Source organism: Corynebacterium sp. KPL1818, assembly GCF_000478135.1.
Taxonomy (GTDB): Bacteria; Actinomycetota; Actinomycetes; order Mycobacteriales; family Mycobacteriaceae; genus Corynebacterium; species Corynebacterium accolens.
In genome coordinates this window covers 636,776-663,438 of the sequence record NZ_KI515759.1, presented here as the reverse complement: position 1 = coordinate 663,438, position 26,663 = coordinate 636,776, and the positions used below count along the sequence as shown (strand labels likewise).

24 protein-coding genes are annotated in these 26,663 nt (G+C 61.2%); all 24 read right to left on the bottom strand.

What is annotated here, in order from left to right:
- Positions 1 to 110: 110 nt before the first annotated feature.
- Positions 111 to 1,088 carry a uridine diphosphate-N-acetylglucosamine-binding protein YvcK gene (yvcK, locus tag HMPREF1261_RS08865; protein WP_023030703.1) on the bottom strand — a complete coding sequence of 326 codons (978 nt, stop codon included), beginning with the start codon at positions 1,086 to 1,088 and terminating at the stop codon, positions 111 to 113.
- A 23-nt stretch (positions 1,089 to 1,111) separates the two neighbouring features.
- A complete protein-coding gene (gene rapZ, locus HMPREF1261_RS08860; protein WP_198012726.1) occupies positions 1,112 to 1,993 on the bottom strand; it encodes an RNase adapter RapZ in 882 nt (293 codons plus the stop codon).
- Positions 1,994 to 2,037: 44 nt separating this feature from the next.
- Entirely contained in the window at positions 2,038 to 4,107 is a 2,070-nt protein-coding gene (gene uvrC, locus HMPREF1261_RS08855) for an excinuclease ABC subunit UvrC (RefSeq protein WP_005283100.1), read from the bottom strand.
- A gap of 3 nt (positions 4,108 to 4,110) precedes the next feature.
- Positions 4,111 to 4,659 (bottom strand): PH domain-containing protein, encoded by a 549-nt coding sequence (locus tag HMPREF1261_RS08850; protein ID WP_023030701.1) that lies wholly within the window; start codon positions 4,657 to 4,659, stop codon positions 4,111 to 4,113.
- Positions 4,660 to 4,691: 32 nt separating this feature from the next.
- A complete protein-coding gene (gene ribH / locus HMPREF1261_RS08845; protein WP_023030700.1) occupies positions 4,692 to 5,165 on the bottom strand; it encodes a 6,7-dimethyl-8-ribityllumazine synthase in 474 nt (157 codons plus the stop codon).
- Positions 5,162 to 6,439 carry a bifunctional 3,4-dihydroxy-2-butanone-4-phosphate synthase/GTP cyclohydrolase II gene (locus HMPREF1261_RS08840; RefSeq protein ID WP_023030699.1) on the bottom strand — a complete coding sequence of 426 codons (1,278 nt, stop codon included), beginning with the start codon at positions 6,437 to 6,439 and terminating at the stop codon, positions 5,162 to 5,164. Before HMPREF1261_RS08840 ends, ribH begins: the two co-directional genes overlap by 4 nt.
- 11 nt (positions 6,440 to 6,450) lie before the next feature.
- The gene (locus HMPREF1261_RS08835; protein ID WP_023030698.1) at positions 6,451 to 7,065 is read right to left on the bottom strand and encodes a riboflavin synthase; all 615 of its coding nucleotides are present in this window, start codon (positions 7,063 to 7,065) and stop codon (positions 6,451 to 6,453) included.
- A 38-nt stretch (positions 7,066 to 7,103) separates the two neighbouring features.
- Positions 7,104 to 8,126 carry a bifunctional diaminohydroxyphosphoribosylaminopyrimidine deaminase/5-amino-6-(5-phosphoribosylamino)uracil reductase RibD gene (ribD, locus tag HMPREF1261_RS08830; protein WP_369707785.1) on the bottom strand — a complete coding sequence of 341 codons (1,023 nt, stop codon included), beginning with the start codon at positions 8,124 to 8,126 and terminating at the stop codon, positions 7,104 to 7,106.
- Positions 8,127 to 8,137: 11 nt separating this feature from the next.
- On the bottom strand, positions 8,138 to 8,806 hold the full coding sequence (gene rpe / locus HMPREF1261_RS08825; protein WP_023030696.1) for a ribulose-phosphate 3-epimerase: 669 nt from the start codon (positions 8,804 to 8,806) through the stop codon (positions 8,138 to 8,140).
- 10 nt (positions 8,807 to 8,816) lie between these two features.
- Positions 8,817 to 10,373: an RsmB/NOP family class I SAM-dependent RNA methyltransferase gene (locus tag HMPREF1261_RS08820; protein WP_023030695.1), complete on the bottom strand. Its 1,557-nt coding sequence runs from the start codon at positions 10,371 to 10,373 to the stop codon at positions 8,817 to 8,819.
- On the bottom strand, positions 10,370 to 11,311 hold the full coding sequence (fmt, locus tag HMPREF1261_RS08815) for a methionyl-tRNA formyltransferase (protein WP_023017448.1): 942 nt from the start codon (positions 11,309 to 11,311) through the stop codon (positions 10,370 to 10,372). Before fmt ends, HMPREF1261_RS08820 begins: the two co-directional genes overlap by 4 nt.
- Positions 11,312 to 11,386: 75 nt before the next feature.
- Positions 11,387 to 11,902 (bottom strand): peptide deformylase, encoded by a 516-nt coding sequence (gene def, locus HMPREF1261_RS08810; RefSeq protein WP_023030694.1) that lies wholly within the window; start codon positions 11,900 to 11,902, stop codon positions 11,387 to 11,389.
- 52 nt (positions 11,903 to 11,954) lie between these two features.
- Entirely contained in the window at positions 11,955 to 13,985 is a 2,031-nt protein-coding gene (locus HMPREF1261_RS08805) for a primosomal protein N' (RefSeq protein ID WP_023030693.1), read from the bottom strand.
- An 11-nt stretch (positions 13,986 to 13,996) separates the two neighbouring features.
- Complete coding sequence (metK, locus tag HMPREF1261_RS08800; RefSeq protein ID WP_023030692.1) at positions 13,997 to 15,229, bottom strand: methionine adenosyltransferase; 1,233 nt, start codon at positions 15,227 to 15,229, stop codon at positions 13,997 to 13,999.
- A 97-nt stretch (positions 15,230 to 15,326) separates the two neighbouring features.
- Positions 15,327 to 16,580, bottom strand: a complete 1,254-nt coding sequence (gene coaBC, locus HMPREF1261_RS08795; RefSeq protein WP_034658199.1) for a bifunctional phosphopantothenoylcysteine decarboxylase/phosphopantothenate--cysteine ligase CoaBC — start codon at positions 16,578 to 16,580, stop codon at positions 15,327 to 15,329.
- A 138-nt stretch (positions 16,581 to 16,718) separates the two neighbouring features.
- Positions 16,719 to 17,021, bottom strand: a complete 303-nt coding sequence (gene rpoZ, locus HMPREF1261_RS08790; protein WP_005279075.1) for a DNA-directed RNA polymerase subunit omega — start codon at positions 17,019 to 17,021, stop codon at positions 16,719 to 16,721.
- Between the two features lie 40 nt (positions 17,022 to 17,061).
- A complete protein-coding gene (gmk, locus tag HMPREF1261_RS08785; RefSeq protein WP_005279073.1) occupies positions 17,062 to 17,631 on the bottom strand; it encodes a guanylate kinase in 570 nt (189 codons plus the stop codon).
- 8 nt (positions 17,632 to 17,639) lie between these two features.
- Positions 17,640 to 17,963 (bottom strand): integration host factor, actinobacterial type, encoded by a 324-nt coding sequence (mihF, locus tag HMPREF1261_RS08780; RefSeq protein WP_023017443.1) that lies wholly within the window; start codon positions 17,961 to 17,963, stop codon positions 17,640 to 17,642.
- A 259-nt stretch (positions 17,964 to 18,222) separates the two neighbouring features.
- A complete protein-coding gene (gene pyrF / locus HMPREF1261_RS08775) occupies positions 18,223 to 19,062 on the bottom strand; it encodes an orotidine-5'-phosphate decarboxylase (RefSeq protein WP_023030690.1) in 840 nt (279 codons plus the stop codon).
- Complete coding sequence (gene carB / locus HMPREF1261_RS08770) at positions 19,046 to 22,387, bottom strand: carbamoyl-phosphate synthase large subunit (RefSeq protein ID WP_023030689.1); 3,342 nt, start codon at positions 22,385 to 22,387, stop codon at positions 19,046 to 19,048. Before carB ends, pyrF begins: the two co-directional genes overlap by 17 nt.
- Before the next feature lie 25 nt (positions 22,388 to 22,412).
- Positions 22,413 to 23,573: a glutamine-hydrolyzing carbamoyl-phosphate synthase small subunit gene (gene carA / locus HMPREF1261_RS08765; RefSeq protein WP_023030688.1), complete on the bottom strand. Its 1,161-nt coding sequence runs from the start codon at positions 23,571 to 23,573 to the stop codon at positions 22,413 to 22,415.
- Between the two features lie 42 nt (positions 23,574 to 23,615).
- The gene (locus tag HMPREF1261_RS08760; protein WP_023030687.1) at positions 23,616 to 24,953 is read right to left on the bottom strand and encodes a dihydroorotase; all 1,338 of its coding nucleotides are present in this window, start codon (positions 24,951 to 24,953) and stop codon (positions 23,616 to 23,618) included.
- A 37-nt stretch (positions 24,954 to 24,990) separates the two neighbouring features.
- Positions 24,991 to 25,947 (bottom strand): aspartate carbamoyltransferase catalytic subunit, encoded by a 957-nt coding sequence (locus tag HMPREF1261_RS08755; RefSeq protein ID WP_023030686.1) that lies wholly within the window; start codon positions 25,945 to 25,947, stop codon positions 24,991 to 24,993.
- Positions 25,944 to 26,552: a bifunctional pyr operon transcriptional regulator/uracil phosphoribosyltransferase PyrR gene (pyrR, locus tag HMPREF1261_RS08750; RefSeq protein ID WP_023030685.1), complete on the bottom strand. Its 609-nt coding sequence runs from the start codon at positions 26,550 to 26,552 to the stop codon at positions 25,944 to 25,946. The genes HMPREF1261_RS08755 and pyrR overlap by 4 nt, the downstream gene beginning before the upstream one ends.
- Between the last annotated feature and the right edge of the window lie 111 nt (positions 26,553 to 26,663).

Sequence of the window (26,663 nt, the reverse complement as noted above, 5' to 3'; positions counted from 1 at the left end):
ATGACGCTTGTGCAATGCACGGCCCCACGCACACCAACTACTGCGTGGGAAACTGAATTTTCTTATTTTACCGTGCCCCGCGCATTGAGGACTGGCTGGCCTGACCTTAGCTAGGCCCGCCGGTACTCGTTATAAAGATCCACGATGACAGAAGAAAGTTTGTCTGGATCGTGTTTCATCAATCGCTGTCCATTGTCATCCTGAATGCTGACATCCGCAAATACCGCGCGGGCCCCCAAGGCTTGCGCGGCGCGCTGCACATAAACCCGTTCGCTCTCATTCGGCAGCGCTGCCGCATCCACCACGATGCGATCGATGCGCAAATTCGGTGCGTGACGGGCAAGAACGTGCACGTGGCGCTCCGCAGAAAAGCCTTGGGTTTCTCCCGGTTCGGCCGACAGGTTGAGCATGACGACGCGCAAAGCATTGGATTCAGAAATGGCCTGGACGATTTCTGGCACCAACGTATGTGGCAGCACGGAGCTAAACCAGGATCCCGGACCGATGGTAATAAGATCAGCCTGCCGAATAGCCTCCAGCGCAGCCGGGCTCGCTTGGGGTGCTTCAGGCAGGATGCGCACCCGCCGCACATGCCCCGGCGTCGATGCCACCGCGACCTGGCCGCGGACCTGGCGCATGACCCGGGGGTCATCGTCAAGCCCTGAGACATCGGCCTCAATTTCTAGGGGATGCGGGACCACGGGGATGACCCGCCCGTGCGAGTGGGTAAGCTCCGCCACCGCGTCCAAGGCGGCCTGGTAATCGCCCAAAACCCCGGTCAAACCGGCGATCATGAGGTTGCCCACGGCATGGCCTGCCATAGCGCCATTGCCGCCAAAGCGATGCTGGAGGGTCTTGCCCCACAGCTCGCCTATCCGATTGTCATCGGCTAGCGCCGCCAAAGCCATGCGCAGGTCACCGGGTGGAATGATATCCAATTCCCGGCGTAGGCGCCCCGAAGAACCGCCATCATCGGCAACCGTCACGATGGCAGAAATATCCGCTGCATTGCTGCGCCTGGCGGATAAAAGGGTTTGATAAAGACCATGGCCGCCGCCAAGGCAGACCATATGAGAAGGGTGTTCCATACAGTTTTTAATGCTCCTCAGCCCTAATTGCGGGCGATATCCCGGTGCAAAATGCTGACGTCAAGGGTGTCATTGGCGCGCAGGCGCTTGGCGATGTCCTCAGCTACCGCCACCGAGCGGTGATGCCCGCCCGTACAGCCGACGCCCACGGTGATGAAGTTCTTGCCCTCGTGCCGGTATCCCTCCAGCATGGTGGAAAACATGGCGACAAAACTATCCACGAATTTCTGGGCGGCCGGTTGCGACAGAACATAATCGGCCACCGGCGCATCGGTACCGCGACAGCCGCGCAGCTCCGGAATCCAGTAGGGATTGGGCAAAAAGCGTACGTCGACAACGATGTCGGCATCGCGCGGGGAACCGTTTTTAAATCCGAAGGATTCCACCGTGACGTGCTGGTTCGTATTCTGAAATTCGCCAAATGCAGCTTCGATAGCCCGGCGCAAGTCATGAATCGAGAGGTTCGTGGAATCAATGATGATATCGGAGCGATCCCGAATCTCGGCCACCGCTTGGCGTTCGCGTTGAATGCCCACCTTCAAGGTATCGTCGCCCTGCAAGGGGTGGGTGCGTCGCACAGAGTCGAAGCGGCGAATGAGCACATCATCGCGGGCATCGAGGAAGAGCACGGTGGGCTTCATGCCCAGCGCCGTTAACTCATCGATGGTTTCCATGAGGGAACCCGGAAACATGCGGGAACGCACGTCCGTTACCGCCGCAACCTTTTCAACGGGCGTTTCTTCCTGGTTGCACAATTTCCACAGGTCCACGATGGCGCGCGGCGGGATATTATGCGCCACGTAGTAGCCCTTATCCTCAAAAACCTTGGCGGCGGAACTCAACCCGCCGCCGGACATGCCGGTAATCAAGATGGGCGGAGTCTCGAAGTGCGTCATGCACACCAGTCTAGCGTTTTCGCGCTCTACACTTCTGCCGGAAGGCTGCTTATTTACTGTGCGTCGTGCAACTTATCGTAGACGGTCTGGGCCAGCTTCGGCCCGAAGCCGTTGACCTCGCAGATCTCATCCACCGAAGCAGCCTTGAGCTTTTTGACGGAGCCAAAATGCTTGACCAAATCCGTCCGGCGCTGCGGACCGAGACCAGGAATTGCATCAAGCGCCGAAGAGCGCATGCGCTTAGACCGTTGTTGCCGGTGGTAGGTAATGGCAAAGCGGTGCGCCTCATCGCGAATCTGCTGCAGCAAGAACAGGGCCTGGGAATTGCGCGGCAAAATCACCGGTTCATTATCGCCTGGAACCCAAATTTCTTCCAAGCGCTTGGCCAGCCCCACGAGGGTGACATCGACAATGCCCAGTTCATCAAATACCTCTTGCGCCGCGGCCACCTGGGGCGCGCCGCCATCCACGATGAACAACTGAGGAGGATAGGCAAAGCGGCGGCCTGCCTCGGCGGATTCTTCCGCCACCTTTTCTTCCGCGAACGAAGACTCTTCCTTTTCCTCGTCCGGGTTCGCCAACTTATCTTGGTTGTGGCGCTTAAACCGGCGCCGCGTGATTTCTGCAATGGAGCCGACGTCATTGGAATGCCCGTCGCCGGCGGCTTCCTTGATGCGGTAGCGCCGGTAATCGGATTTCTTCGGGATACCGTCTTCAAAAACCACCAACGAGGCGACGACATCGGTGCCTTGGATATGCGAAATATCGGTGCACTCAATGCGCAGCGGTGCTTGGTCCATGCCCAAGGCATCCTGGATATCCTGCAGCGCCGCAGACCGCGCGGTGAGGTCGCCCACGCGCTTCAGCTTGTGCTGACGCAGCTGCTCCTTGGCGTTCTTCTCCACGGTATCCATAAGGGAGCGTTTATCGCCGCGTTGGGGAACGCGCAGATCGACGCGCGCACCACGCAGGTCTTCCAAGAGGGACACCACTTGTTCGGACTCCTCCGGCATGGCCTGGACCAGAATCTCGCGCGGGATGACGTGGACGTGGCGCTGTTCCATGTGCGATTCCTGGTCCACCCCGCGCCGCGGCACATCCGCAGCTAAAGCCGCGTCCTCACGGGCTTCTTGTTCTTCGCGCTCCACGGCATCCGAGTAAAACTGGATGAGGAAGTTTTGCACCAAGGCGGGCAAGGCGGGATCGGGTTGGCCCTCCTCAATGGGCTCAGAGGTTGCCTGATCGCCGGCGCGTTCAACGACCCAGCCGCGCTGGCCGCGGATCCTGCCGCCGCGCACGTGAAAAATTTGGACGGCGGCTTCTAATTCATCGGAATTAAACGCAATCAGATCGGCATCGGTGCCATCGGCAAAGACAACCGCTTGTTGCTCCATAATCTTATCGATGGCCCCAAGGTCATCGCGCAACCTAGCCGCACGCTCAAATTCCAGGTTTTCGGCGGCAGCCTCCATGTCCTTAACCAGCTTGCGCCTAACACCCGCCGTGTTGCCGTTCATGAACGAGACCAACTCATTGACGGTCTCGCGGTGTTCTTCCTTGCTTACCCGCCCGATACAGGGCGCATCGCACTTGCCGATGTATCCCAAAAGGCACGGCCGCCCCAGCCGCTCATGCCGGTTATATACACCCTTTGAACAGGTGCGCATGGGAAAGACGCGGGTGAGCAGATCCAGGCTTTCGCGCACCGCCCATGCATGGGAATAGGGCCCGAAGTAGCGCACCCCCTTACGCCGGGGGCCGCGGTAGAAAAAGGCGCGCGGGACAACCTCTCCCACCGAGACGGCAAGCATGGGATACGTCTTGTCATCGCGGTACATGACGTTAAAGTGCGGATCGAACCGCTTGATCCACGTATATTCCAGCTGCAGGGCTTCAACTTCGCTGGCAACAACCGTCCACTCCACGGAGCTGGCGGTCAACACCATTTGCCGCGTGCGCGGGTGCAGCTGCGTGATGTCTTGGAAATAATTGGACAGGCGCGCCCGCAGGTTTTTGGCCTTGCCTACGTAGATGACGCGCTTGTTTTCATCGCGGAACTTATAAACGCCCGGCTCCGTCGGAATGGTTCCTGGGGCGGGGCGATAGGTGGTTGGATCTGCCAATGCTTAATCCTGCGGCATGTATTTGGCTTCCAGATCGCGGAAGTCACGGACTTTTGTGATCACGGTATCTTTATCGCCGGACTGCAGCGCCCACACGGGCACGGCCTCAAATTCGGGCAGCTCAAGGCGGGCCATGCGCTGGCCGACGGGGAAGGATAGCCCGTAGACCACCTGCCACGGGTAAAAGCGCGTGCCGATGATATTGCGGATCTCTACCCCATCCTCATTGGCCTGCAACCGCGGCCGGTTCAGCGCAATCCAGGACAAGATGGAAATGACTACGCCCACACCGGGGAAAGCGAATTTATCGATGGTGGTCACGTGCGCGCCGGTAAAGGAGATATCGAGCGTGACACCCATGAAAATATGGATGGCCATGACTAGGATGACCCAGCCGATGGCGATCTTGCGCAAGAACGGGGACTTAGCGGTATATTCCCACGGCTTCGACGTGGTCCGTGCGAAGGGATCCGCGCTGGTATAGGCCAATACCTCTGCATCGCTGAGAGAGCGGCGCGGGTGGGATTCATTCGAGGCTGCGGCCTCATTCATGTGCTTTACTCCTCCGGAAGTCCTGCCTGCCTTTAATCTGCGTTTAGTCTACGCAATTGCAGCGCGGTATCTAAAGCCGCAATCATGGATTCTGCGCCCTTGTTTTCCGCCGAGTCAGGAAAACCTGCGCGATCGATGGCCTGCTGCTGGTCATTGACCGTTAATACCCCATTGCCAATCGGCGTCGATTCATCCAAGGAGATGCGCGTTAGGGCTTGGGTGACGGAATCGCAGACGTAATCGAAGTGCGGGGTGCCGCCGCGGATGACGCAGCCCAAGGCAACGACGGCATCGAACTTCCGCGCGGCTGCTTGGACAACCACGCCCAGTTCCAGGGAGCCGACGACGCGGAACTCCGCGACCTCTGCCCCATTAGCACGCGCAGTGTCCACCGCTTGTTGGTGCAACTGATCGCAGACTTCCTCGTTCCACGTCGCGGTCACCACCGCGACGCGGAGGCCGCGCGCATCTACCTGGGCGATAGCCGGTAATCCTTCTTTACTCATTTACCTAATTCTCCTTCGTGCTGCGCGTCCCACTGTGCCACCTGCGGAAGATTGTGGCCCATGCGGTCGCGTTTGGTGCGCAAATACCGAATATTATCGGCATTTGCCGCGATGGTCAGCGGGGTGTACCGGCTGACCTCGATACCAAAGCCGGCAAGGCCTTCGCCCTTGTGTGGGTTATTGGTCAACAGCTGCGCCGATTCCACCCCAAGGTCCTTCAGGATCTGGCCGGCCACGGAATACTCGCGGGCGTCTTCGGGCAGCCCTTGTTCCAGGTTGGCATCGACTGTATCCCAGCCCTCGTCCTGGAGCCGGTACGCCTGCAGCTTGTGCACCAACCCGATCCCGCGGCCCTCGTGGCCGCGCAGGTAAATGACTACCCCGCTGCCGGCTTCCTGCACCTTGCGCAGGGATTCCTGCAATTGGGGGCCGCAATCGCAGCGGCGCGAGCCAAAGACGTCTCCGGTCAGGCACTCGGAATGCACGCGCACCACAACATCGCGGGCTCCACGAAGCTGCGTGGGATCACCGGCGATCAAGGCGATGTGCTCTTGGCCATCGAGGTCATGTCTGTAACCAATCGCGGTGAATTCGCCATACTCGGTGGGCAGGCGGGTTTCCACCGCGCGCTGGGTTTGCACCTCATGGTGGCGGCGCCACTCGATGAGCTGCGCGATAGAAATCAGGGCGAGGCCGTGCTTATCGGCAAAGCGGCGCAGCTCCGGCCCGCGGGCCATATCCGTCGGGTCTTCTTCTGATACGACTTCACACAGCACGCCGGCAGGGCGAAGGCCAGCAAGGCGGGCCAAATCGACGGCGGCTTCCGTGTGCCCATCGCGCTCCAGCACCCCACCGGGCCGCGCGCGCAGGGGAACAACGTGGCCCGGCCGGGTAAAGTCGCTGGACTGGGTCGAAGGATCCGCCAAGCGGCGGATGGTTTCCGCGCGGGAGGCCGCAGAAATTCCGGTAGAGCCCGTTGCCGCATCCACGGTGACCGTATAAGCGGTCTGGCGCACGTCCTGATTCTGCGCCATCATCGGCGGCAAATCGAGCCGCTGGCAATCTTCCGGCAATAGCGAGGCGCACACGTATCCGGAGGAATACCGCACCATAAACGCGACCAGTTCCGGGGTTGCCAGCTCCGCGGCAAAGATCAGATCCCCTTCGTTTTCCCGTTCTTCATCATCCATGACGATGACCGGCTTGCCGGCGGCAATCTCCGCAATGGCGTGATCGATGGCATCAAAATGGATGCTCTCTTCAGTCGCGAACATAACCTAGCAGTCTAGTCCTTTGCTTGAGCACTTCCGGATTCGGGGTGAAGCATCTTTTCCACGTACTTCGCCAGCACATCCACCTCGAGGTTTACGATATCGCCAACCTTGGATTCACCGTGCGTCGTCTCCCGCAAGGTGGTTGGGATGAGGGAGACCTCGAACCAATCTTCGCCTACGGCGCTGACGGTCAAGGACGTGCCGTTGACCGCGATGGAGCCCTTTTCCACGACGTACCGAGCAAGATCGCGGGGCAAGCTAAAGCGCAGCACGTCCCAGTGCTCCGAGTGCTCGCGCGAGACCAAGCGCGCCGTGCCATCGACATGGCCCTGCATCATGTGTCCACCCAGCCGCGTGGTCGGCAGCAATGCCGGCTCAACGTTCACCCGCGCGCCCTCTTTCAGCTGACCGAGTCCCGTCCGGTCCAATGACTCTTGCATCACATCAGCGCAGAAAATATCCCCATCCAATTCCGCGATGGTAAGGCACACGCCATTGATGGCGATGGAATCCCCTAGGCGCGCGTCACTCACCGTCTGCGGCGCGCGAATGCTCAGCCGCAGCGCATCCGCCTGTTGCTCGAGCGCGGCTACCGTGCCGAGTTCTTGTACTAGCCCTGTAAACAATTAATCCCCTTGTGTTTATCTCTTAAGTATCTAATCTCTTAACGCTCATTCCGCGCCTCGTATTCGATGAGGACATCGGGCCCGAGGCTGGTGGTGCGCACGGTGGTAAAATGTGGGGCATCGGCAAGCGTGTGCGCCACCGCATTCGCCAGAACCCCGCGCCCTTGGCCGAGCAGGATGGGGGCAATATACGCCGCCAGCGTATCCACGGCGCCAGCCTCGATAAAGCTCTGGGCCAGGCCAGCCCCTCCTTCCACCAAGACGTCGCGGGCGCCGCTGGCATATAGCTCCTTCAGCGCGCCCTCGATGGTGTCATATTGCTCAAATCCCAGCCGCTGCAGGTGCGAAGCCTTCTCACCCGCGGCTTGGAGATCGCGCTTGCCGATGACCACGCGGCGCGGCTGGTGCTCCCGCAGACTCCCATCGCTAAAGCGCGCGGTAAGCGAGGGGTTATCGGCAAGCGCGGTGCCGGTGCCGATAATGATGGCATCGCGCCGCGCCCTATCGGCGTGGACCCACTCGCGGGCCTTAGGCCCAGTGATCCACTGGCTCGTGCCATCGGCGGCAGCGGTAAACCCATCTAAGGTCTGCGCAAATTTCAGGGTGACGTGCGGGCGCTGCAGCTTTACCGCGCGCAACCAGGCACGCACCGCGTCTTCGACGCCATCCGGTGCGGTGAGCTGGCCCACCTCTACCCCGGCGGCGGCCAGGGCCTGCGCACCCCCGCCCGCTTGGGGCGTGGGATCGGGATGCAGGTAGAACACGCGGGCAATTCCGGCATCGATAAGCGCCGTGGCACAGGGACCAGTCCTGCCCGTATGCGCGCACGGCTCCAGGGTGACGACGGCCGTACCGCCGCGGGCCTTCTCGCCGGCCGCGCGCAGCGCCATGACTTCCGCGTGGGCACCACCTACCGGCTGGGTCGCACCAATGCCCACAACGGCGCCGGTAGCAGACAAAATCACCGCGCCTACCGGTGGATTGGGGCTCGTGGTGCCGCGCACCGCCGCACCGGCCTGCATGGCCTGAAGCAATGCTCCGGGAATATTGGTTTCATCCATCGCGCCGGCCATTATGACCGCGCCGCAAGCGCGCGCAGTTCTTCCACCGCCTGCGCTGGATCGTCGCTTTTGAATACGGCCGATCCCGCCACGAAGGAATCGCACCCGGCCTCCGCGGCCAAGGCAATCGTATCCGGGTCGATGCCGCCATCGATTTCGATGACGGTATCGAGGTTCTGCTGGTCAATGCTTTCGCGCAGGGCGCGGACTTTATCCAGCATGGCGGGCATGAATTTCTGCCCGCCAAAACCCGGTTCTACGGACATGACCAGCACCTCATCAAAATGGTGCAGCTTATCCAGCCACGGCTCAATGGGCGTATCCGGCTTGATGGAAAAGGCGGCACGCGCGCCCAAGTCCCGAATATTTTCTGCCAATTCCACCGCGGCTGCTTCACCCTCAACCGCTTCCACGTGGAAAATGATGGTGGTGGCACCGGCCTTGATATAAGTCTCCACCCATTTCGCCGGCTCCTCAATCATCAGGTGCACGTCAAGCGGCTTATCCGTGGACCTTTTCACCGTGGCCGTAATATCCGGACCGAAGGAAAGGTTGGGGACAAAGTGCCCGTCCATGATGTCTACATGGATCCAATCGGCATTCGAGATGGCCTCTAGTTGTTCACCTAGCCGCGCGAAGTCAGCAGCCAAAATTGACGGAGAAATAAGTGGTGCAGGCATACCTTTAATCCTAGCGCCCTTCCTCATCGCCGCGCCGCAATACCGCCATGAACATGGCATCGGTGCCGTGGCGGTGCGGCCACATTTGGACGGATTTTTCTTTTCCTACATTGCCCATATCCGGGATAAAATCCCGCGCATCCAGCTCCTGCGCGCCCAGCTTTTCTACCGCTTGGTCGACGATGTCACGGGTTTCGCGCAGGTCCGGCGAACAGGTGGAATACACCACGACCCCGCCCGGGCGCACGAGCTTTAAAGCAGAGGACAAGAGCTCGAATTGAAGTGTCGAAAGCTCGGCAATATCGGCCTCAGATTTCCGCCAGCGTGCCTCTGGGCGGCGCCGCAAAGCGCCCAGCCCTGAACACGGCGCGTCCACCAAGATGCGATCGAATCCCGAGCCCACCTGCGGGTTGCGGCCATCGGCCACGTGGACGGTCACCGGCAGCCCTTGCACGGTCTTTTCAATCAGTTTCGCGCGGTGCGGTGATACTTCCACGGCATCGACATGCGCGGACTCGATGCGCGCCAAGGCCCCTATCAGGGCCGCCTTGCCACCCGGGCCCGCGCATAGGTCGAGCCAACGTCCCTGGTCGGTACCGTTGACGGGCACCTCGCACACGGCGCGGGCGATAAGCTGCGAGCCTTCATCCTGCACCGCGGCCATGCCCTGCTGGACCGGTTCCAATTGGCCTGGGTCCCCAGAATCCATATACACCGCGTAGGGCGAGTAGGTACCTTCTTCGTTTCCGGTAATCAGCGCCAGTTCCTCGGCGGAAATTTCGCCCGGCCGCGCCACCAGGTGCACGCTCGGTCGCTCGGAATCCGCCGCTAAGGCAGCCGGCAATTCCTCGGGGTCGACAACGCGGGCAAAAGACTCCGCGATCCACGTTGGGTGCGCATGCCTAAAGGCCAGGCCCGCAACCTCACCTTCTGGGGCAAGGCGCTTGAGCCACTCATTCGGCGGGGTCCGGGTAATGGTGCGCAAGATGCCATTGGCAAACCCTTTGGCTTTTTCTTCCCCGCCCGCCACGACGAGCCGGACGGAGGTATCTACCGCAGCGTGGGGTTCCACGCGCGTATAGAGCACCTGGTAGGTGCCCAGACGCAGGGCATCGATGACCACCGGCGAGATTGCCTCCAACTCGCGCGAGGAGCACTGCGCGATTACCGCATCGAGCACGCCCAAGGTGCGCAGGGTGCCATAGGTAATCTCCGTGGCGAATGCGGCATCGCGGCCAGAAAGTTTCTGCTTGCGCAGCGCCTTGGGCAGGACAAGGTTGGCAAACGCATCCTCTTCGCTTACCCGGCGCACCACATCAAAGGCAATGGCGCGGGCCGGATCCACGCCCTGGTCGATGGCGGCCTGCACAAGTGGCTTCCCCGCGCCTGCATTATTTGCACCCGCATTCCGGCTACCCCGGCCACCCCGGTTGCCCTGGCGTTGCGGACCACGCTTGCCTTGGCCGTCCTGCGCATTGCCGCGCTGGGGCGCGCCGTTCTTGCCGTGTTGTTTAGCCTCCGGCGCCTTGTCGCCGGACTTACTGCGGGAGCGGAATCCACCAGTCACTGGAACCTCACCTCTGCGTTCTTTCCTAATCCACGCGCCCAATCGGCCGCATTCATCATCTTTTTGCCCGGCGGCTGAATCCTATCCAGCTGCACCGGTTGCGTCGCGGTCCCGATGTACACCGCGTCCTTGCTAATCAGCGCCTCGCCCGGATGCAGCTGCTTGCCGATGCCCTCGGTGAGACTCACCGGGCCGAGCTTGAGGCGGGCATCGTCAAGCAGCGTCCACGCGCCCGGGCCTGGGGTGTGGGCGCGGATATGCCGGTCGATGGCGAAGGCAGGCTGCGCCCAGTCAATGCGGGCTGCCGCGGTAGAGATCTTCGGCGCATAGGTGGCTTCGCCGCTTTGGGCCTGCGGCTCCAGCGTGCCGGCCTCCAGCCCATCCATGGTGGCGACCAGGAGATCCGCCCCGGAATACGCCAGCCGTGTGAGCAGATCGTCCGCGGTATCGGTTCCGGTGATGTCTTCTGTAACCGTGCCGAATACCGGGCCCGTATCCAGGCCTTCTTCAATCCGGAAGGTGGACGCACCGGTAATATCATCGCCCGCCGCGATAGCCGCCTGCACCGGCGCCGCGCCGCGCCAGGCGGGAAGAAGGGAAAAGTGCAGGTTGACCCAGCCATGGCGCGCGACATCCAAGAGATCCTTGCTAATGAGATTGCCATAGGCCACCACCGGAATGGCCTCGGGCTGCAGCTCCGCCAGGCGCTCACGCAGGTTATCGCCATCCTCCGTGCCAGGCCGCAGCGTGGTCGGGGTCAACACCTCGATGCCGTGTTCTTGCGCCAGCGCCTTTACCGGGCTCGGGTGAAGGCTGCGGCCCCTGCCCTTCTTCGCATCGGGCCGGGTAATGACCGCTACCACTTCGTGGCTGGAGGCAAGCAATTTCTCCAATGCCACCACCGCCGGCTCTGGGGTGCCGGCAAAAATAATCCGCATACTGGATGAGTCTCCTCGAGGTCTCGGGTGAAAATTCTAGGGTACAACGAGCCTGCCTGCGTTGCCGAAGCTCGCCTACCCCGCGCTATTAAACCAATCGGCTTCGCGGATGGTACGCATGGCGGCCTTGCGGTCGGCATCGCCAAGCCGGCACAGGAATAGCACTCCATCAAGGTGATCGGTTTCATGCTGAATGCACCGAGCCAAAAGCCCCGAGGCGACCATCCCCACCGGCCTGCCTTCTACATCGCGCCCAGAGACAAATACCCGGTTGTGCCGCGGGGTATCGGCGCTAATCCCCGGGATGGATAGGCATCCTTCCGGGCCAACCTGCATGTCTTCTCCCAGCGGCGTCCACACGGGGTTGATGAGAACCCCGCGCAATCCGGCCTGGATAGGCGAACAGTCATAGACAAAGATGCGCTTGAGTATGCCCACCTGATTCGCCGCGAGCCCCACCCCGCCGGCGGCATCCATGGTCTCTAGCATGTTTTGTGCCAGCGTGCGCAGGCCGGTGTCAAAGGTAGTAATCTCTTCTGCCCGCGAGCTTAATACGGGATCCCCGTAGAGCCTGATGTCTAATTCCGCCACTGATTTGTCCCTTTCTCTTGTACTGCCTAATCGGGTAAGTCTATGCGCACTTCTAACCCACGTGAATGGGATCGACCGTGATGCGAAGCGGCAATTCATCTTTTCTTGCGCTGCGCGCCGCATTAGCCTTGCGCAGCGCGCGTCCCAACTGCGATCGCGGCCCCAGCGGGGCGCGCACCACTAGGCGTTGGGGTGGGCCAAAGCGGTCCGCATCGTATTCCCCGGGGAGGCTGTCCCCTGGTGGAAGCGGAACCGGGCCTAAGACCTCGGCGTGCTCTGGCAGATCCACCAACTGCTCGAAGGAATCCAATGCCGCATCCGCCCCATCGATGGCGGCAAAGTGCACGGCCGGCGGAAAGCGCACCTCGCGCCGGGCCCGCAATTCCTCTACCGCGGCCGCGACCATGTCCCAGCTCATGAAGTGGCGCACCACGGGAAGTTCCGGATCCGCGGCGATGATGACGCGCCCGCCCTTAAAATGCGGCCTGACCATGGTGGCCGCCTGCGCCCATTTGGCCAGGCAGTCCTCGGTGGCGCGCAAGTCTTGCCGGTTTAATAAAGTGCCCGCGTCCAATAGCAGCGCCGCGCCATAGGCGCCGCCATTCACCCGCGGCTCGGCGCCAGGGGTAGCAATCACTAATGCCGGGGCATTTTCAATTGAGCCCACAACCTTATTGCCGCCGGAGACCACAACGGATGTATTGGGAAAGGCGCGCCCCAATTCCTCGGCGGTGCGTTCGGAGCCTAAAACGATGGCGCGCAGGCGCGGCGAGCCGCACTCGGTACAGCGGTGGTTGGTGGCAATGCGCCCGCACCAACGGCAGGTAGGCATGACGGCTTCCTCGCTTGAGCGCTCCGAGCTCGGAGGCAACCCCAATGGCCCGTTACAGTGACGGCACCGCGCGGGAGAATGGCACTTTCCGCACGCCAAAATAGGCGCATACCCTTTGCGTGGGACCTGCACTAGCACTGGTTCGCCGCGGTCGAGGGCCTGCTGCGCTGCCTGAAAGGCCGGCGCTTGCACAGAGGTCGTACCGCCCTCCAGGTCCCTAGAAATGGATAGCCCGTAGGCACCAATGGCCAAAATATCGGGCCGGCGCGCCTCTATGGTTGAGGCGCTCGGAATGAGGTCGTGTGCCCACCCAGAGTCGACCAATAACTGGGTTTCTGCCGTGCGCGAGTGGTTCGCCGCAATGAAGCTGCAATTTTCAAAGGCAGAGCGGGTGGTAAGCACCTCCCGGGCGTGGACGTAGGGCTTAATATTATCCACCAAGTTATCGTTACCATCATCAAAAATGACGGCCAGCTGCAGGTTGTCCACGGGGGTAAAAGCCGCCGAGCGCGTACCAATGACGATTCGCGCCTGCCCCACCAAGGCCGAAAGATAGCGGCGATAGCGCGCCTGCGGGCCCATGCTATTGGTCAGCACCGTAATTTGTTTCGGCCCCACAACACCGCGCAGGGCATTTTCAAGGGCGTCCACTACCTTTTGGTCTGGGACCACGATAAGGACGCCTCCCCCACCCAGGGCAACCTTGGCCGCTAAGGCCGCGAGCGCATCTTCCCATTCATCGCCGGGAGCGATTTGCCACGCGGCGCGGGCCAATTTCCCGCCCAAGATGGAATCAACAAAAGTTTCCCCATGTTGATAGGCAGACCACCCGGATAAATCGGGCTCGCTGGCGGCGCCGAGTTCTTCCCACGGCGTATCCAAATCCGCTTCTTCTGCCTTTGCGTGCCGCGGCGGAATGGCGGAGCGAATGATATCGGAGCAAATTCCGCCATAGCGATCCGCAAGGGCTTCTACCAGCCGGGACAGCTGCGGTGGATAGACCTGGAATGAAGAGATGACCCGCTCGATAAAGCGCAGCTGCCCGCCAAAATCGGACTCATGCTTGCGCTCGACGATGATCGCATCCACCAAGCGCCCATTGAACCGAATGCGCACCTTCACCCCAGCTTGGGCGCTATCAGATTCGGCCTCATCTACCAGGTAATCAAAGCCCCGATCGAGGTGGGCAACCCCTAAAAGAGGCAACACCCGCGCGACCGGTTTCCGGGCGGCGGGTGTTTTCTTAGGCATAAGCCCACATTCTACAGACCAGCGGCAGCGCGCAATTCCTCCACTCGGTCCAACTGCTCCCACGGCAGGTCAACGTCGGTACGTCCAAAGTGGCCGTAGGCGGCGGTCTGGGCGTAAATAGGACGCAGCAGATCCAATTCGCGGATAATGGCCGCCGGGCGAAGGTCAAAGACCTTATTGACGGCAGCCTGGATCTGCTCATCGGTCAAGTTCTGCTTCGCGGTTCCGAAGGTCTCGACGTAGAGGCCAACCGGCTTGGCGCGACCGATGGCGTAGGCCACCTGCACCTCTGCGCGATCCGCCAGGCCCGCGGCGACGATATTCTTGGCCACCCAGCGCATGGCGTAGGCCGCAGAGCGGTCCACCTTGCTGGGGTCCTTGCCGGAGAAGGCACCGCCGCCGTGGCGGGCCATGCCACCGTAGGTATCCACGATGATCTTGCGGCCGGTAAGGCCTGCATCGCCCATTGGGCCGCCCAAGATGAAGGAGCCGGAAGGATTGACCAAGAGGTTGGTCTCATCGGTGTAGTACTTATCAAGGCCGGCATCCTTAATGACCCAGTCCAGCACCTCGCTGCGCAGGTGGGTTTCTAGCCACTGGCTATCAACCTCAGGATCGTGCTGGGTAGAAATAACGACCGTATCCAGGTGAGAAGGCTCATTATCGTCGTTATAAGCGAAGGTCACCTGGGTCTTGCCGTCCGGGCGCAGGTGGTCCACGATGCCCTCTTTGCGCACCTGGGTCAGGCGGCGGGACAGACGGTGCGCCAAGGCGATGGGCAACGGCATGTACTCTGCGGTTTCATTCGACGCGTAACCAAACATCAGGCCCTGGTCGCCGGCGCCGGCGGTGTCATTTTCCTCGTCATAATCCGCGCCCTGGTCGCGCGCCTCGGTGGAGGTATCCACGCCAGCACCGATTTCCTGCGACTGCTCGCCGATGGCGATGTTGACGCCACAGGTATTGCCATCAAAGCCCACATCGGAAGAGGTAAAGCCGATGGACTTTAGGGTCTCGCGCACAAGTGCCGGAATTTCCACGTAGGCGTTGGTGCGGACCTCGCCCACGACGTGTACCTGGCCGGTGGTAACCAGCGTTTCCACGGCGACGCGAGACTCCGGATCCTTTTCTAAAAGTGCATCCAAGATGGCATCCGAGATGGCGTCACAGATTTTATCCGGGTGCCCCTCAGTAACGGACTCGCTTGTAAAAAGACGAGCTTCCACTGCAGCGTTATCAGTCACAAAAACTTCCTTTGATTATTACGTATTCGATACCGAGGCATTCTGCCCCAACCCATTACAAGGCAACCCTAGACCAAGCGGTCTATAAACGCAATATTTAATTTCCCGGTTCAATCATTTCATTCACGGCGTCCAGAATCTGCGCCGCGACGACCTGCTTGGATCCATGCTCTACGCGCTGTGGTTCCTCATTCCGCCTCAGGATCCACCCCTCGCTACTTTCCTGGCCAAAGGTCACGCCGCGGCCGACCTCATTAGCCATCAATACATCGCACCCCTTGCGCGCAAACTTTTCTTTCGCGTAATCCAGCGCCGAAGAATCGCCATCCCCCGTCTCGGCCGCGAAACCGACGATGACGCACTTTTGCGGCACCTCGCCCTCCTCGCGCGCTGCCACGAGAGACTTCAAGATATCTGGGTTTTCCACCATCTCTAGCGTCGCGAGCGCATCATCCGCCTTGCCCTTTTTCATTTTGGACTCAGCCACGTTCGCGGGCCGGTAATCCGCGACCGCCGCGGCCATGATGACGATATCGGCATCGCGGGATTCCTCGCGCATCGCGGCCTCCAAGTCTTGGGCGGAAACGATATTCCGGATCGTAGCCCCGCTCGGTACGGGCAGCTCCGCCGTATTGCCTGCCACAACCATGACATCCGCGCCCTTGTGTGCGGCGACCTCAGCCAGCGCAAACCCCTGCCTGCCGGAGGAACGGTTTCCTAAATAGCGAACCGGATCCAATTCCTCTTGAGTGCCACCGGCAGAGATCACGACCTTCAGCCCCGCCCAGCTGTGATCGATATGAAAACCCGCGAGCTCGGTGCGCGCGATGGCCGCAATCTGTTCTGGATCCGGCAGCCTGCCTGCGCCCGTATCCTTACCCGTAAGGCGCCCGTGCGCCGGCTCCATGACGGTAATGCCGCGTCGACGCAGGGTCTGCACATTGTCCTGTGTCGCTGGATTATTCCACATTTCCGTGTGCATGGCGGGCGCCACGATGATGGGACACGTTGCCACCAGCACGGTCGCGGTCAACAAGTCATCGGCGCGTCCCGCAGCCAAGCGCGCAATGAGGTCAGCCGTGGCAGGGGCGATGACCACGGCATCGGCCTCCTGCCCTACCGCTACGTGTTGAACGTCCTCTACGGCCTCAAAAACACTGGTGGAAACGGGATTTCCGGATAATGCCTCAAAAGTGGCGGCACCTACGAAGTTCAATGCGCTTTCTGTAGGAACGACGCGGACATTATCGCCATGTTCTTTGAAATTGCGCACCAAGTGGCAGGCCTTATACGCGGCGATGCCACCGGCAACGCCAAGCACGATATTGCGAGGAGATTTTGAAACAGTCACATCGCACAATCGTACCGTGCAGGCATGACAAGAGCCCCGCCCGGCCACCACGTTAGTTCCACAGAAGTGAAACCAAGTGGGCTTGGCCGGACGGGGCTGAAATGAGGCACAAGGTGCGCACGCGAAAGCGAGCGCTACTTACTTGCCTTCCTCGTGGTCCAACAGACCTGCGTCGATTTCGCGCAGCGCGATGGACAGTGGCTTCTCGCCGGGCTCTGGGTTAACCAGTGGGCCGACGAACTCAAAGACGCCTTCATCTTGCTCTTGGTAGTAGCTATTGATCTGGCGCGCACGCTTGGCAGCGAAAATTACCAAGGCGTACTTGGAAGAAACCTTGTCCAACAGCTCATCGATTGGCGGGTCCGTAATGCCAATCGGGTCATCAAATACCGGTTCCGACTTCGCGGATTCAGTGTTAGAAGGGGTGGTCACGTTAGTCACATGCACCTTTACATTGGTTGAAGATGGTCAAAAGAAGAGTCTATCCACGCAGGATATCACTAATGGCGGCCACTGCCTCATCTAGGTTTTCATTGACCACAACGTGATCAAACTCATCCTGTGCAGCTAGTTCCTCGTACGCAGTGTGCAACCTACGATCAATGACGTCTTGCGGTTCGGTACCGCGACCGGTCAGGCGCTCTACCAACACCTCCCACGAAGGCGGTGCCAAGAAGACCAAATCCGCTTCCGGCAAGGCCTTGCGAACGCTGCGCGCACCGGCCAAATCGACCTCGACGAGAACCGGGCGACCGGCGTCCAAGGCCTCTTCTACGGGCCGGGCGGGTGTTCCGGAACGCTGCAATCCGCCGTGAATATCTGCCCATTCGAGCATCTCACCGGCATCAATGCGTTCCTGAAAGGCCTCAGGGGTGACGAAGAAATAATCCACGCCGTCTTTTTCCCCGGGGCGGGGCTGGCGCGTTGTCATAGACACGCTGAAATACAGCCCCTCGACGTCATGCCGTAGACGCGAGACTACGGTGGATTTCCCCACTGCGGAAGGACCCGCCAACACGACGAGGCGACCGCGAGCAGTTGCGTCAGCCATAGACGTGATTATTCGTCGTCGTAACCGAAGCGCTCAAGCAGAGCACGACGCTGGCGCTCACCCAGACCGCGCAGGCGACGGGTCTGCGCAATCTCCAGATCTTCCATGATTTCCTTGGCCTTGACCTTGCCAACCTTAGGCAGAGCCTCGAGGAGTGCGGAAACCTTGGTCTTGCCGATGATCTCATCGGTCTCAGCCTTTTCCAGCACGTCCTTCAGGTCGGTCTCGCCGCGCTTAAGCGCAGCCTTGAGCTCAGCGCGAGCCTTGCGGGCCTCAGCGGCCTTTGCGAGAGCTTCCTTACGCTGCTCATCAGTCAACTTTGGAAGGGCCACGAGTTTCCTCCGATTCATTAGATTGCTTCTATTACTTCTGATACTTGGTACCAGATTCCGGTTGCCAAACGCGATGGAAATACCGCGGAAAGTTACCCTGAACCTTCGAGCACACCGACTTCTGATTATCCTAGCACCGCTAGTGACACGATGACGATAGGCGACCCAGATGAGCCGCTCGTTTTAGCACGTCAACGCACATGCCTAGACCAAAATACCAGGTAAACGGCGCGGCCGTTAATTGGCCCCGCCGCGTGTTCTAATCCCGGAATTGGTCTGCGGTATCGATCACCGCTTTGCGCAGGTCATCGACCTGGGGGCCGCGTTGCAAGACGGCGCGCGAGACATTGGCGAACCCAAGCTGCGGGCACGCAGACACAATGGAGTGCACCTGCGCGGGACCCGCCCCCTGGGCGCCGACGCCGGGAAGCAGCACCGGGCCATTAAGCGCGTCCAAGCGGGGTGGGTTCTCGACGGTCGCGCCCACCACAACGCCCACGCTTCCAGCCACGCCGGCCTCAAGTGCTGTGGCATTGAAGGTGGCGCACTCGTCCACCACGGCCTGGGCAATCGAGTCCGCCGTGCCCGCAGGAACCGCTTGAATGGCGCGCGCCTCTGGATTAGAGGTGGCCGCCAAGACGAAGACGCCGCGGTTGTTTTCTAGTGCTGTGGCAATGGCCGCGCCCAGCGCCCCTACGCCGAGATACGGCGATAAGGTCACCGAATCAGCGCGCAGCGGCGAGGTCTCCCCTAGCCAGGCATCGCCATAGCCTTCCATGGTGGAGCCGATATCGCCGCGCTTGGCATCTGCTACCGTGAGGCACCCTGCCTCGCGGAGGCCAGCCAGCGTTTCTTCCAAGACCGCAAAGCCAGCGGCGCCGAAGCGCTCGAAGAAGGCCACCTGCGGCTTTACCAACGCAGCGGAATCTGCAAAGGCCTCAACGCAGCGCAGGCTGAAGGTGCGCAGGCCCTCCGCGGTATTATCCAGCCCCCAGTGCTCTAAGAGGTACGGGTGCGGGTCGATGCCTACGCAAAGCCGCCCGCGCTCGCGGCCGGCGTCTACTAGGCGCTGGCCGAAGGATTTAGTTGCGTGGGCCATGCTCAAGCTCCTGAAGTGCGCGGACCTGCAAATCACCCTGGCGCAGCGCCTCGATGCCCTGTACCGCCGCCGTAATGCCCTGGACCACCGTGACGAGTGGTAGGCCCATGTGCACCGCTGCGGCGCGGATATCGTAGCCGTCGTGGCGCGCACCGGCAGAGCCGGCTGGCGTATTGAGGATCCAGTCAATCTCGCCGTTGAAAATCTTGTCCACGATGGACTCTTCGCCTTCCTTGGCCTCAGAGACCTTGACGGCAACCTCGCACTCGATGCCGTTGCGGCGCAGCATCTGCGCGGTACCGGCTGTGGCGACGATGTTGTAGCCCATGCGCGCCAGGCGCTGGATGGGGAAAATCAGGGTGCGCTTATCCCGGTTGGCCACGGAGACGAAGATGGTGCCTTCCGTGGGCGGGACAGCAAAGGCAGCGATTTCGCCCTTGGCGTAGGCTGCACCGAAGTTGGTGGCTAGGCCCATCACCTCACCGGTGGACTTCATCTCCGGCGACAACAGGGTATCCAGCAGGCTACCGTCTGGCCGGCGGAAGCGCTCGAAGGGCAAGACCGCTTCCTTGACCGCAATCGGGTGGTCAAGCGGCAAGGAGCCGCCATCGTAGGCCGATGGGATTAGGCCTTCTTCCCGCAGCTCCGCGATGGTGGATCCCATCATGATGCGGGCGGCAGCCTTAGCCAGCGGCACGCCGGTCGCCTTGGACACGAACGGAACGGTGCGCGAGGCGCGCGGGTTGGCCTCGATGACATAAAGGACATCGTCCTTCAAGGCGAACTGGACGTTCATCAGGCCCTTCACGCCAATGCCCTCGGCCAAGCGGCGCGTGGATTCGCGCACCTTGTCGATGTCCTCTGGCCCCAGCGTCATCGGCGGCAGGGCGCACGAGGAGTCGCCGGAGTGAACGCCGGCTTCCTCGATGTGCTCCATCACGCCGCCCAAGTAGACCTCGTTGCCGTCGCACAGGGCGTCGACATCGATCTCGATGGCCGAGTCCAAGAAGCGGTCCACCAAGACCGGGTGGTCTGGGGAGAGCTCGGTGGCGCGCTCGATATAGTTCTCCAGCGACTGCTCATCGTAGACGATTTCCATGCCGCTGCCGCCCAAGACGTAGGAAGGACGAACCAGAACCGGATAGCCGATGGAGGCTGCGACCTTCCGGGCCTCCTCGAAGGAGGTGGCGGTGCCATACGATGGCGCTGCCAGCTCTGCTTCATCGAGGACCTTGCCGAATTCGCCGCGGTCCTCGGCGGAGTCGATGGCCGCGGGGCTGGTGCCCACCACGGGCACGCCGGCGGCGTCGAGGCGCTCTGCCAGGCCCAGCGGGGTTTGGCCGCCCAGCTGCACCAACACGCCGGCGACCTCGCCGGAGGCTGCCTCTGCGTGGTAGACCTCCATGACGTCTTCGAAGGTCAGCGGCTCGAAGTACAGGCGATCAGCGGTGTCATAGTCGGTCGATACCGTCTCAGGGTTGCAGTTGACCATCACGGTCTCATAGCCCTTGCGGGAAAGCTCAAGGGCGGCGTGCACGCAGGAGTAGTCGAATTCGATGCCCTGGCCAATGCGGTTCGGACCAGAGCCTAAGATGATGACCTTGCCCTTCGAGCCTTCCGGTGCTGGGTGCACCTCGGTTTCGGCATCAGGATCCAGCTCATAAGAGCTGTAGTGGTACGGCGTTTGCGCCTCGAACTCGCCGGCGCACGTATCGACGGTCTTGAAGACGGGCCGAATGCCCATGCGCCAGCGCAGGCTGCGCACGCCGTCTTCGCCGTTGAACTCGGGACGCAGGGCGGCAATTTGGGCATCGGAAAGCCCAAAGACCTTGGCCTCGCGCAGGAGCTGCTCGGTGAGCACGGGGGCATCGACAAGCTCCTGGCGGAATTCCACCAGGCCCTCGAGCTCCGCGATGAACCATGGGTCCACGCCGGAGGCCTCGTGGACCTCGTCGACCGTAGCGCCAAGGCGCAGGGCCAGCTCGATATCGTACATGCGGCCTTCGGTGGGGCGCTCGAGATCCTTGAGCACCGCCTGCACGTCGGCGGCGCGCTCGCCCGCAAAATACTCATCGGGCTTGGTCCAGAACCCGTTGGGCTTGTTTTCCAGCGAGCGCATGACCTTATTCAGGCCGGAGATGTAGTTGCGGCCGATGCCCATGGCCTCGCCCACCGATTTCATCGTGGTGGTCAAGGTGTCATCGGCGCCGGGGAATTTCTCGAAGGCAAAGCGGGGCGCCTTGACAATGACATAGTCCAAGGTCGGCTCGAACGCCGCCTGGGTTTCGCCGGTGATGTCATTTTGCACCTCGTCCAAGGTGTAGCCGATGGCCAATTTCGCGGCCAGCTTGGCAATGGGAAAACCCGTGGCCTTGGATGCCAGCGCCGAGGAGCGGGAGACGCGCGGGTTCATCTCGATGACGATGATGCGGCCATCATCCGGGTTCAAGGCGAACTGGATATTGCAGCCGCCGGTATCAACGCCCACCTCGCGGATGATGTCGATGCCCAGATCGCGCATCTTCTGGAACTCGCGGTCCGTCAGCGTCAGCGCCGGCGCCACGGTCACGGAGTCACCGGTGTGCACGCCCAGGGCATCGACGTTTTCGATGGAGGCGACGACGACCACATTGTCATCACCATCGCGCATGAGCTCGAGCTCGAATTCTTTCCAGCCGAGGATGGATTCCTCGATGAGCACGTTGGCCTCCGGCGAGGCCGCAAGACCGCCGCCGGCGATGCGATCCAGATCCTCGTTATTGAAGGCCAGGCCAGAGCCCAGGCCACCCATGGTAAAGGACGGGCGCACCACGACGGGCAAGCCGAGCTTGTCGACGGTCTCGTGGACCTCATCCATGTTATGGCACACCGCCGAGCGGGCGGATTCCCCGCCTACCGAGGCCACGATATCCTTGAACTTTTGGCGGTCTTCGCCGCGCTCGATGGCATCAATATCGGCGCCGATGAGCTCGATATCGTACTTATCCAATATGCCCTGGCGGTCCAGCTGCACCGCGGCGTTGAGCGCGGTTTGCCCGCCCAAGGTAGCCAGCACGGCGTCGATGGGGTGGCCTTCCTCGGTCTCCTTGACCAGGATCTTTTCGATGTATTCCGGCTCGATGGGCTCGACGTAGGTGTGGTCGGCGAACTCGGGGTCGGTCATGATGGTGGCCGGGTTCGAGTTCACCAGGGTCACGCGCAGGCCTTCGTCCTTGAGGACGCGGCAGGCCTGGGTTCCGGAGTAGTCGAACTCGCAGGCCTGGCCGATGACGATGGGCCCGGAGCCGATGACCAGGACGTGATTAATGTCAGTGCGCTTTGGCATAATATTTCTTCCTTTTCCTGGGTGACTACTTTTTCGGGGTGTGGTTGGCCATGAGCTCTAAGAATTGATCAAAAAGCGGGTTGGCATCGTGCGGGCCGGCAGCGGATTCCGGGTGGTACTGCACCGAAAAAGCCTTGCCATTGCGCAGGGCGACGCCCTCGACCGTGTCATCGTTCAAGCAGATGTGCGTGATGTGGGCCGGGCCGAAGTCCGAAGCGAATTCGGCGTCCTTATCGGCCAGGTCGTAATTATCTGGCGCCTGCAGCGCGAAGCCGTGGTTTTGGGAGGTGATGTCGATCTTGCCAGTCAGCAGGTTGCGTACCGGGACGTTGATGCCGCGGTGTCCGAATTTCATCTTGTAGGTATCTAGGCCCAGCGCGCGCCCGAGCAGCTGGTTGCCAAAGCAGATGCCAAAGAACGGGATGTCCGCCGCGAGCACCTTTTTGATGGTGGCAACGGTGTCATCGGCGGTAGCTGGGTCACCCGGGCCGTTGGAGACAAAGACGCCATCCGGGTTATAGGACTGAACTTCTGCAAAGGTGGTCGTTGACGGCACTACGATGGTCTCGATGCCACGCTGGGAAAGGTAGCGCGGCGTAGCGGATTTCACGCCCATGTCAAAGGCGACGATGGTGTGCTTCTTTTCTCCTTGGGCCTCAACAACATAGGGCTTATCGGTGGATACCTCGGCGGCAAGGTCCGCGCCCTCCATGGAGGACTGGCTCTTTACCTCCTCGAGGAGCTCCTCGACGGGCCGGGTGGCGGCCTCGCCGGAGAAGAGGCCCGCAGAGATGGAACCGTAGTTGCGCAGGTGGCGCACCAGGGTGCGGGTATCGATGCCGCGGATGCCGATGACGCCTTGGGCCTGCATTTCTTCGCTCAAGCTGCGCTCGGCGCGCCAGCTGGATACGCGGCGGGACAGATCGCGGATAACCAGGCCTGCGACCCAAATATTATTGCCGTGGGACTCGTTGTCCTCATCGTTCCAGCCGGTATTGCCAATGTGCGGGGCTGCGGAGACGACGATCTGGCGGTGGTAGGACGGATCCGTCATCGTTTCCTGGTACCCGGTCATCGCGGTGGTAAATACGGCCTCACCGAGGGTGGTGCCGGTAGCGCCGAAGCCGTAGCCACGGAAGGTACGCCCATCCGCAAGGACGAGGATTGCTGGGGTTTTATCAGTCACGTCGTGGCCTTTCTGTGCCTTGATTGGGTGCTGCGTGCAAGGTTAGTCCTGAGTTGCGGCGTTCAGATCGAACGTTACCGAGCCGCGCAAGATGGTGTGGGTAACTCGCGCACCAAATTCCTCGCCCGCGTACGGGTTGTTGTGGGACTTGGATGCAAGCTGCGCGGAATCGGATACCCAGTGGTGTTGTGGGTCAACGATGGTTAAGTTGGCAGGCTCCCCCACTTCCAAGGGGCGACCGTGGCCTGGCAGGCGCGTGATCTCAGCGGGGCGCTCGGACATGACGCGCGCGATAAAGCGCCAGTCCGCCAGGCCGGTTTCCACAAAGAGCTTGGCGATGACCGCCAGCGAGGACTCCAGCCCCAACATGCCGGGGCGCGCATTTTCGAATTCCACGCACTTGTCTTCGGAGCCGTGCGGCGCGTGGTCGGTGGCGACGCAGTCAATGGTGCCATCAAGAAGCGCCTGGCGCAGCGCCTCCGTATCGCGCTGTTCGCGCAGCGGCGGGTTCACGCGGAAGAGGCCGTCATAGGTGCGCAGTTTGTCATCGGTCATCAGCAGGTGGTGCGGGGTGACCTCTGCGGTCAGCGGAATATCGTGTTCCTTCGCCCACTGCAGGAGCTCCACCGTGCCCTGCGTGGAGGCGTGGCAGATGTGAACGCGGTTGCCGTAATCACGGGCTAACAGGGCGTCGCGGGCAACGATGGATTCTTCCGCCACGCGCGGCCAGCCGCGCAGGCCCAACCGCGCGGCGTTTTCGCCCTCGTGGGCAGACGATCCACCGGTCATGCGGTCATCCTCGGCGTGCTGGGCTAATAACACGTCCATGCCCTTGGCGTATTCCAGCGCGCGGCGCATCAGCTGTGGGTTCTGCACGCACTTGCCGTCATCAGAGAACATGCGCACCTTGGCATCGCTGCGCGCCATCATGCCGAACTCCGTTAAGGACTTGCCTTCTAGGCCCTTGGTGATGGAGCCGACCGGGTGGACATCGCAAAGCCCCAGTGCCTGGGACTTTGCCCATACGGATTCGGCGATAATGGGCTGATCCGTGACCGGCGTGGTATTGGCCATGGTAAACACCGCGGTAAACCCGCCCTTGGCCGCGGCCTTGGAACCGGACTCGATGGTCTCGGTATCCTCGCGGCCTGGCTCGCGCAGGTGCACGTGCATGTCAACCAGGCCAGGCAGCAGCACGTTGCCGTCGCCCTCGATGGTCTCGGCACCCTCTGCCTGCACCTCGGGCCCGATGGAGTCAATAACGCCACCGCGGATGAGGACGTTGGTGGGCTCGCCTTCCCCGTAAAGGCGAATATTTTTAATCAGTAGTGGGTTTTCGGCCGGTGCGGACAGCCGGCCGGTAGCTGGGTACGTAGTCATTTTCTCTCCCTTTTACGTGGCTTATGCTCTGCCCGGTTTAAATCCCGGCGTTATCGCCATTGGTCAGCAGCGTAAAAAGCACTGCCATGCGCATGTGGACACCGTTGTTGACCTGCTGCAATACCGTGGTTTTATCCATATCGGCCACGGCGTAGTTGATCTCCATCCCGCGCAGCATGGGACCTGGGTGCATGACGATGGCGTCCTTGTGCAGCGCCGCGGCGCGCTGCTGCGAGAGCCCAAAGAGCTGCGCATACTCGCGGTGGGACGGGAAAAAGCCGCCGTCCATGCGCTCTTGCTGCACGCGCAGCATCATCACGACATCGGCATCTGAAAGCTCTGCATCAAAGTCATAGGACACGCGCACCGGCCACTTGTCCACACCCCACGGCATCAAGGTCGCAGGTCCCACGAGGGTGACCTCCGCGCCCAAGGTGTGCAGGAGATCCACGTTGGAGCGCACGACGCGCGAGTGCAGGCAATCGCCCACAATCTTTACCTTTAGGCCCTCGAAGCCATTATCGCCGCGCAGGCCTAGGCGCTGGCGCATTGTAACGGCATCAAGCAAGGCCTGCGTCGGGTGCTGGTGCGCACCGTCGCCGGCGTTGATCACTGCAGGGCCGTTGCCATCCGAGTCCACCCACTGGGCCAGCTGCTGCGGCGCGCCGGAAGAGGGGTGGCGCATGATGATGGCATCGGCGCCGATAGCCGCCAGCGTCAGGCCCGTATCCTTTAAGGACTCGCCCTTTTTCACGGACGAGGTCGACGCCGAGAGGTTGATAACGTCAGCGGACATCCACTTGCCGGCCGTTTCAAAAGACGAGCGCGTGCGCGTGGAGTTTTCATAAAAGAGCGTATAAATCGTGCGTCCGCGCAGCGTCGGCAGTTTTTTGACCTCGCGGCCATCGAGCGCCTCGCGGAAGCGATCGGCCTCATCCAGCAGGCCGATAATCTCTGCGCGGGATAGTTCCGCGCTATCAATCAGGTGTTTCATGAGTGCGTTCCCCTTATCTGCGCGGCATCGCCCGCGGACGTAGAGCGGGTGAGGACTACGGCATCGCGGCCATCGATGTCTTGGATGTATACGGAGACATCTTCTTCCCGCGCCGTGGGCAGGTTCTTGCCCACATAATCGGCGCGGATGGGGACTTCGCGGTGCCCGCGGTCAACCAATACGGCCAACTGGATAATCGAAGGCCGGCCGACATCGCCCACCGCATCGAGGGCGGCGCGGACGGTGCGGCCGGAATAAAGGACATCATCGACCAAGATGACCGTGGCATTATCAATGCCGCCGTCTGGGATCGAGGTCGGTTGCAAGGCGCGGTGCGGGAAATTGCGCAAATCGTCCCTGTACAACGTGATGTCGAGCGAGCCCCACGGAACGGGAACCCCGGAAAACTCGTGTATTTTCTGCGCGAGGCGCTCCGCTAGGGGTACTCCGCCTGAGGGAATGCCCAACAAAATGACCCGCGGGGCTTCCGCGGAATCGAGCGCCGTCTTTTCAATAATCTGGTGCGCGATGCGTGCAACGGTACGCGAGACATCATCGGCGCTTAAAAGCTCCAACTGATTCGCGTTCACGTCAGTTCCACTCATCGTGACCTCCTTCCCCGCCTCACGGTGCGGTCATTAAAGGATGCCTGTCAATGAACTTGTAGACGTCTATGCTGATAGACACGTATTACTCTAGCACCTTACCCACCCGTG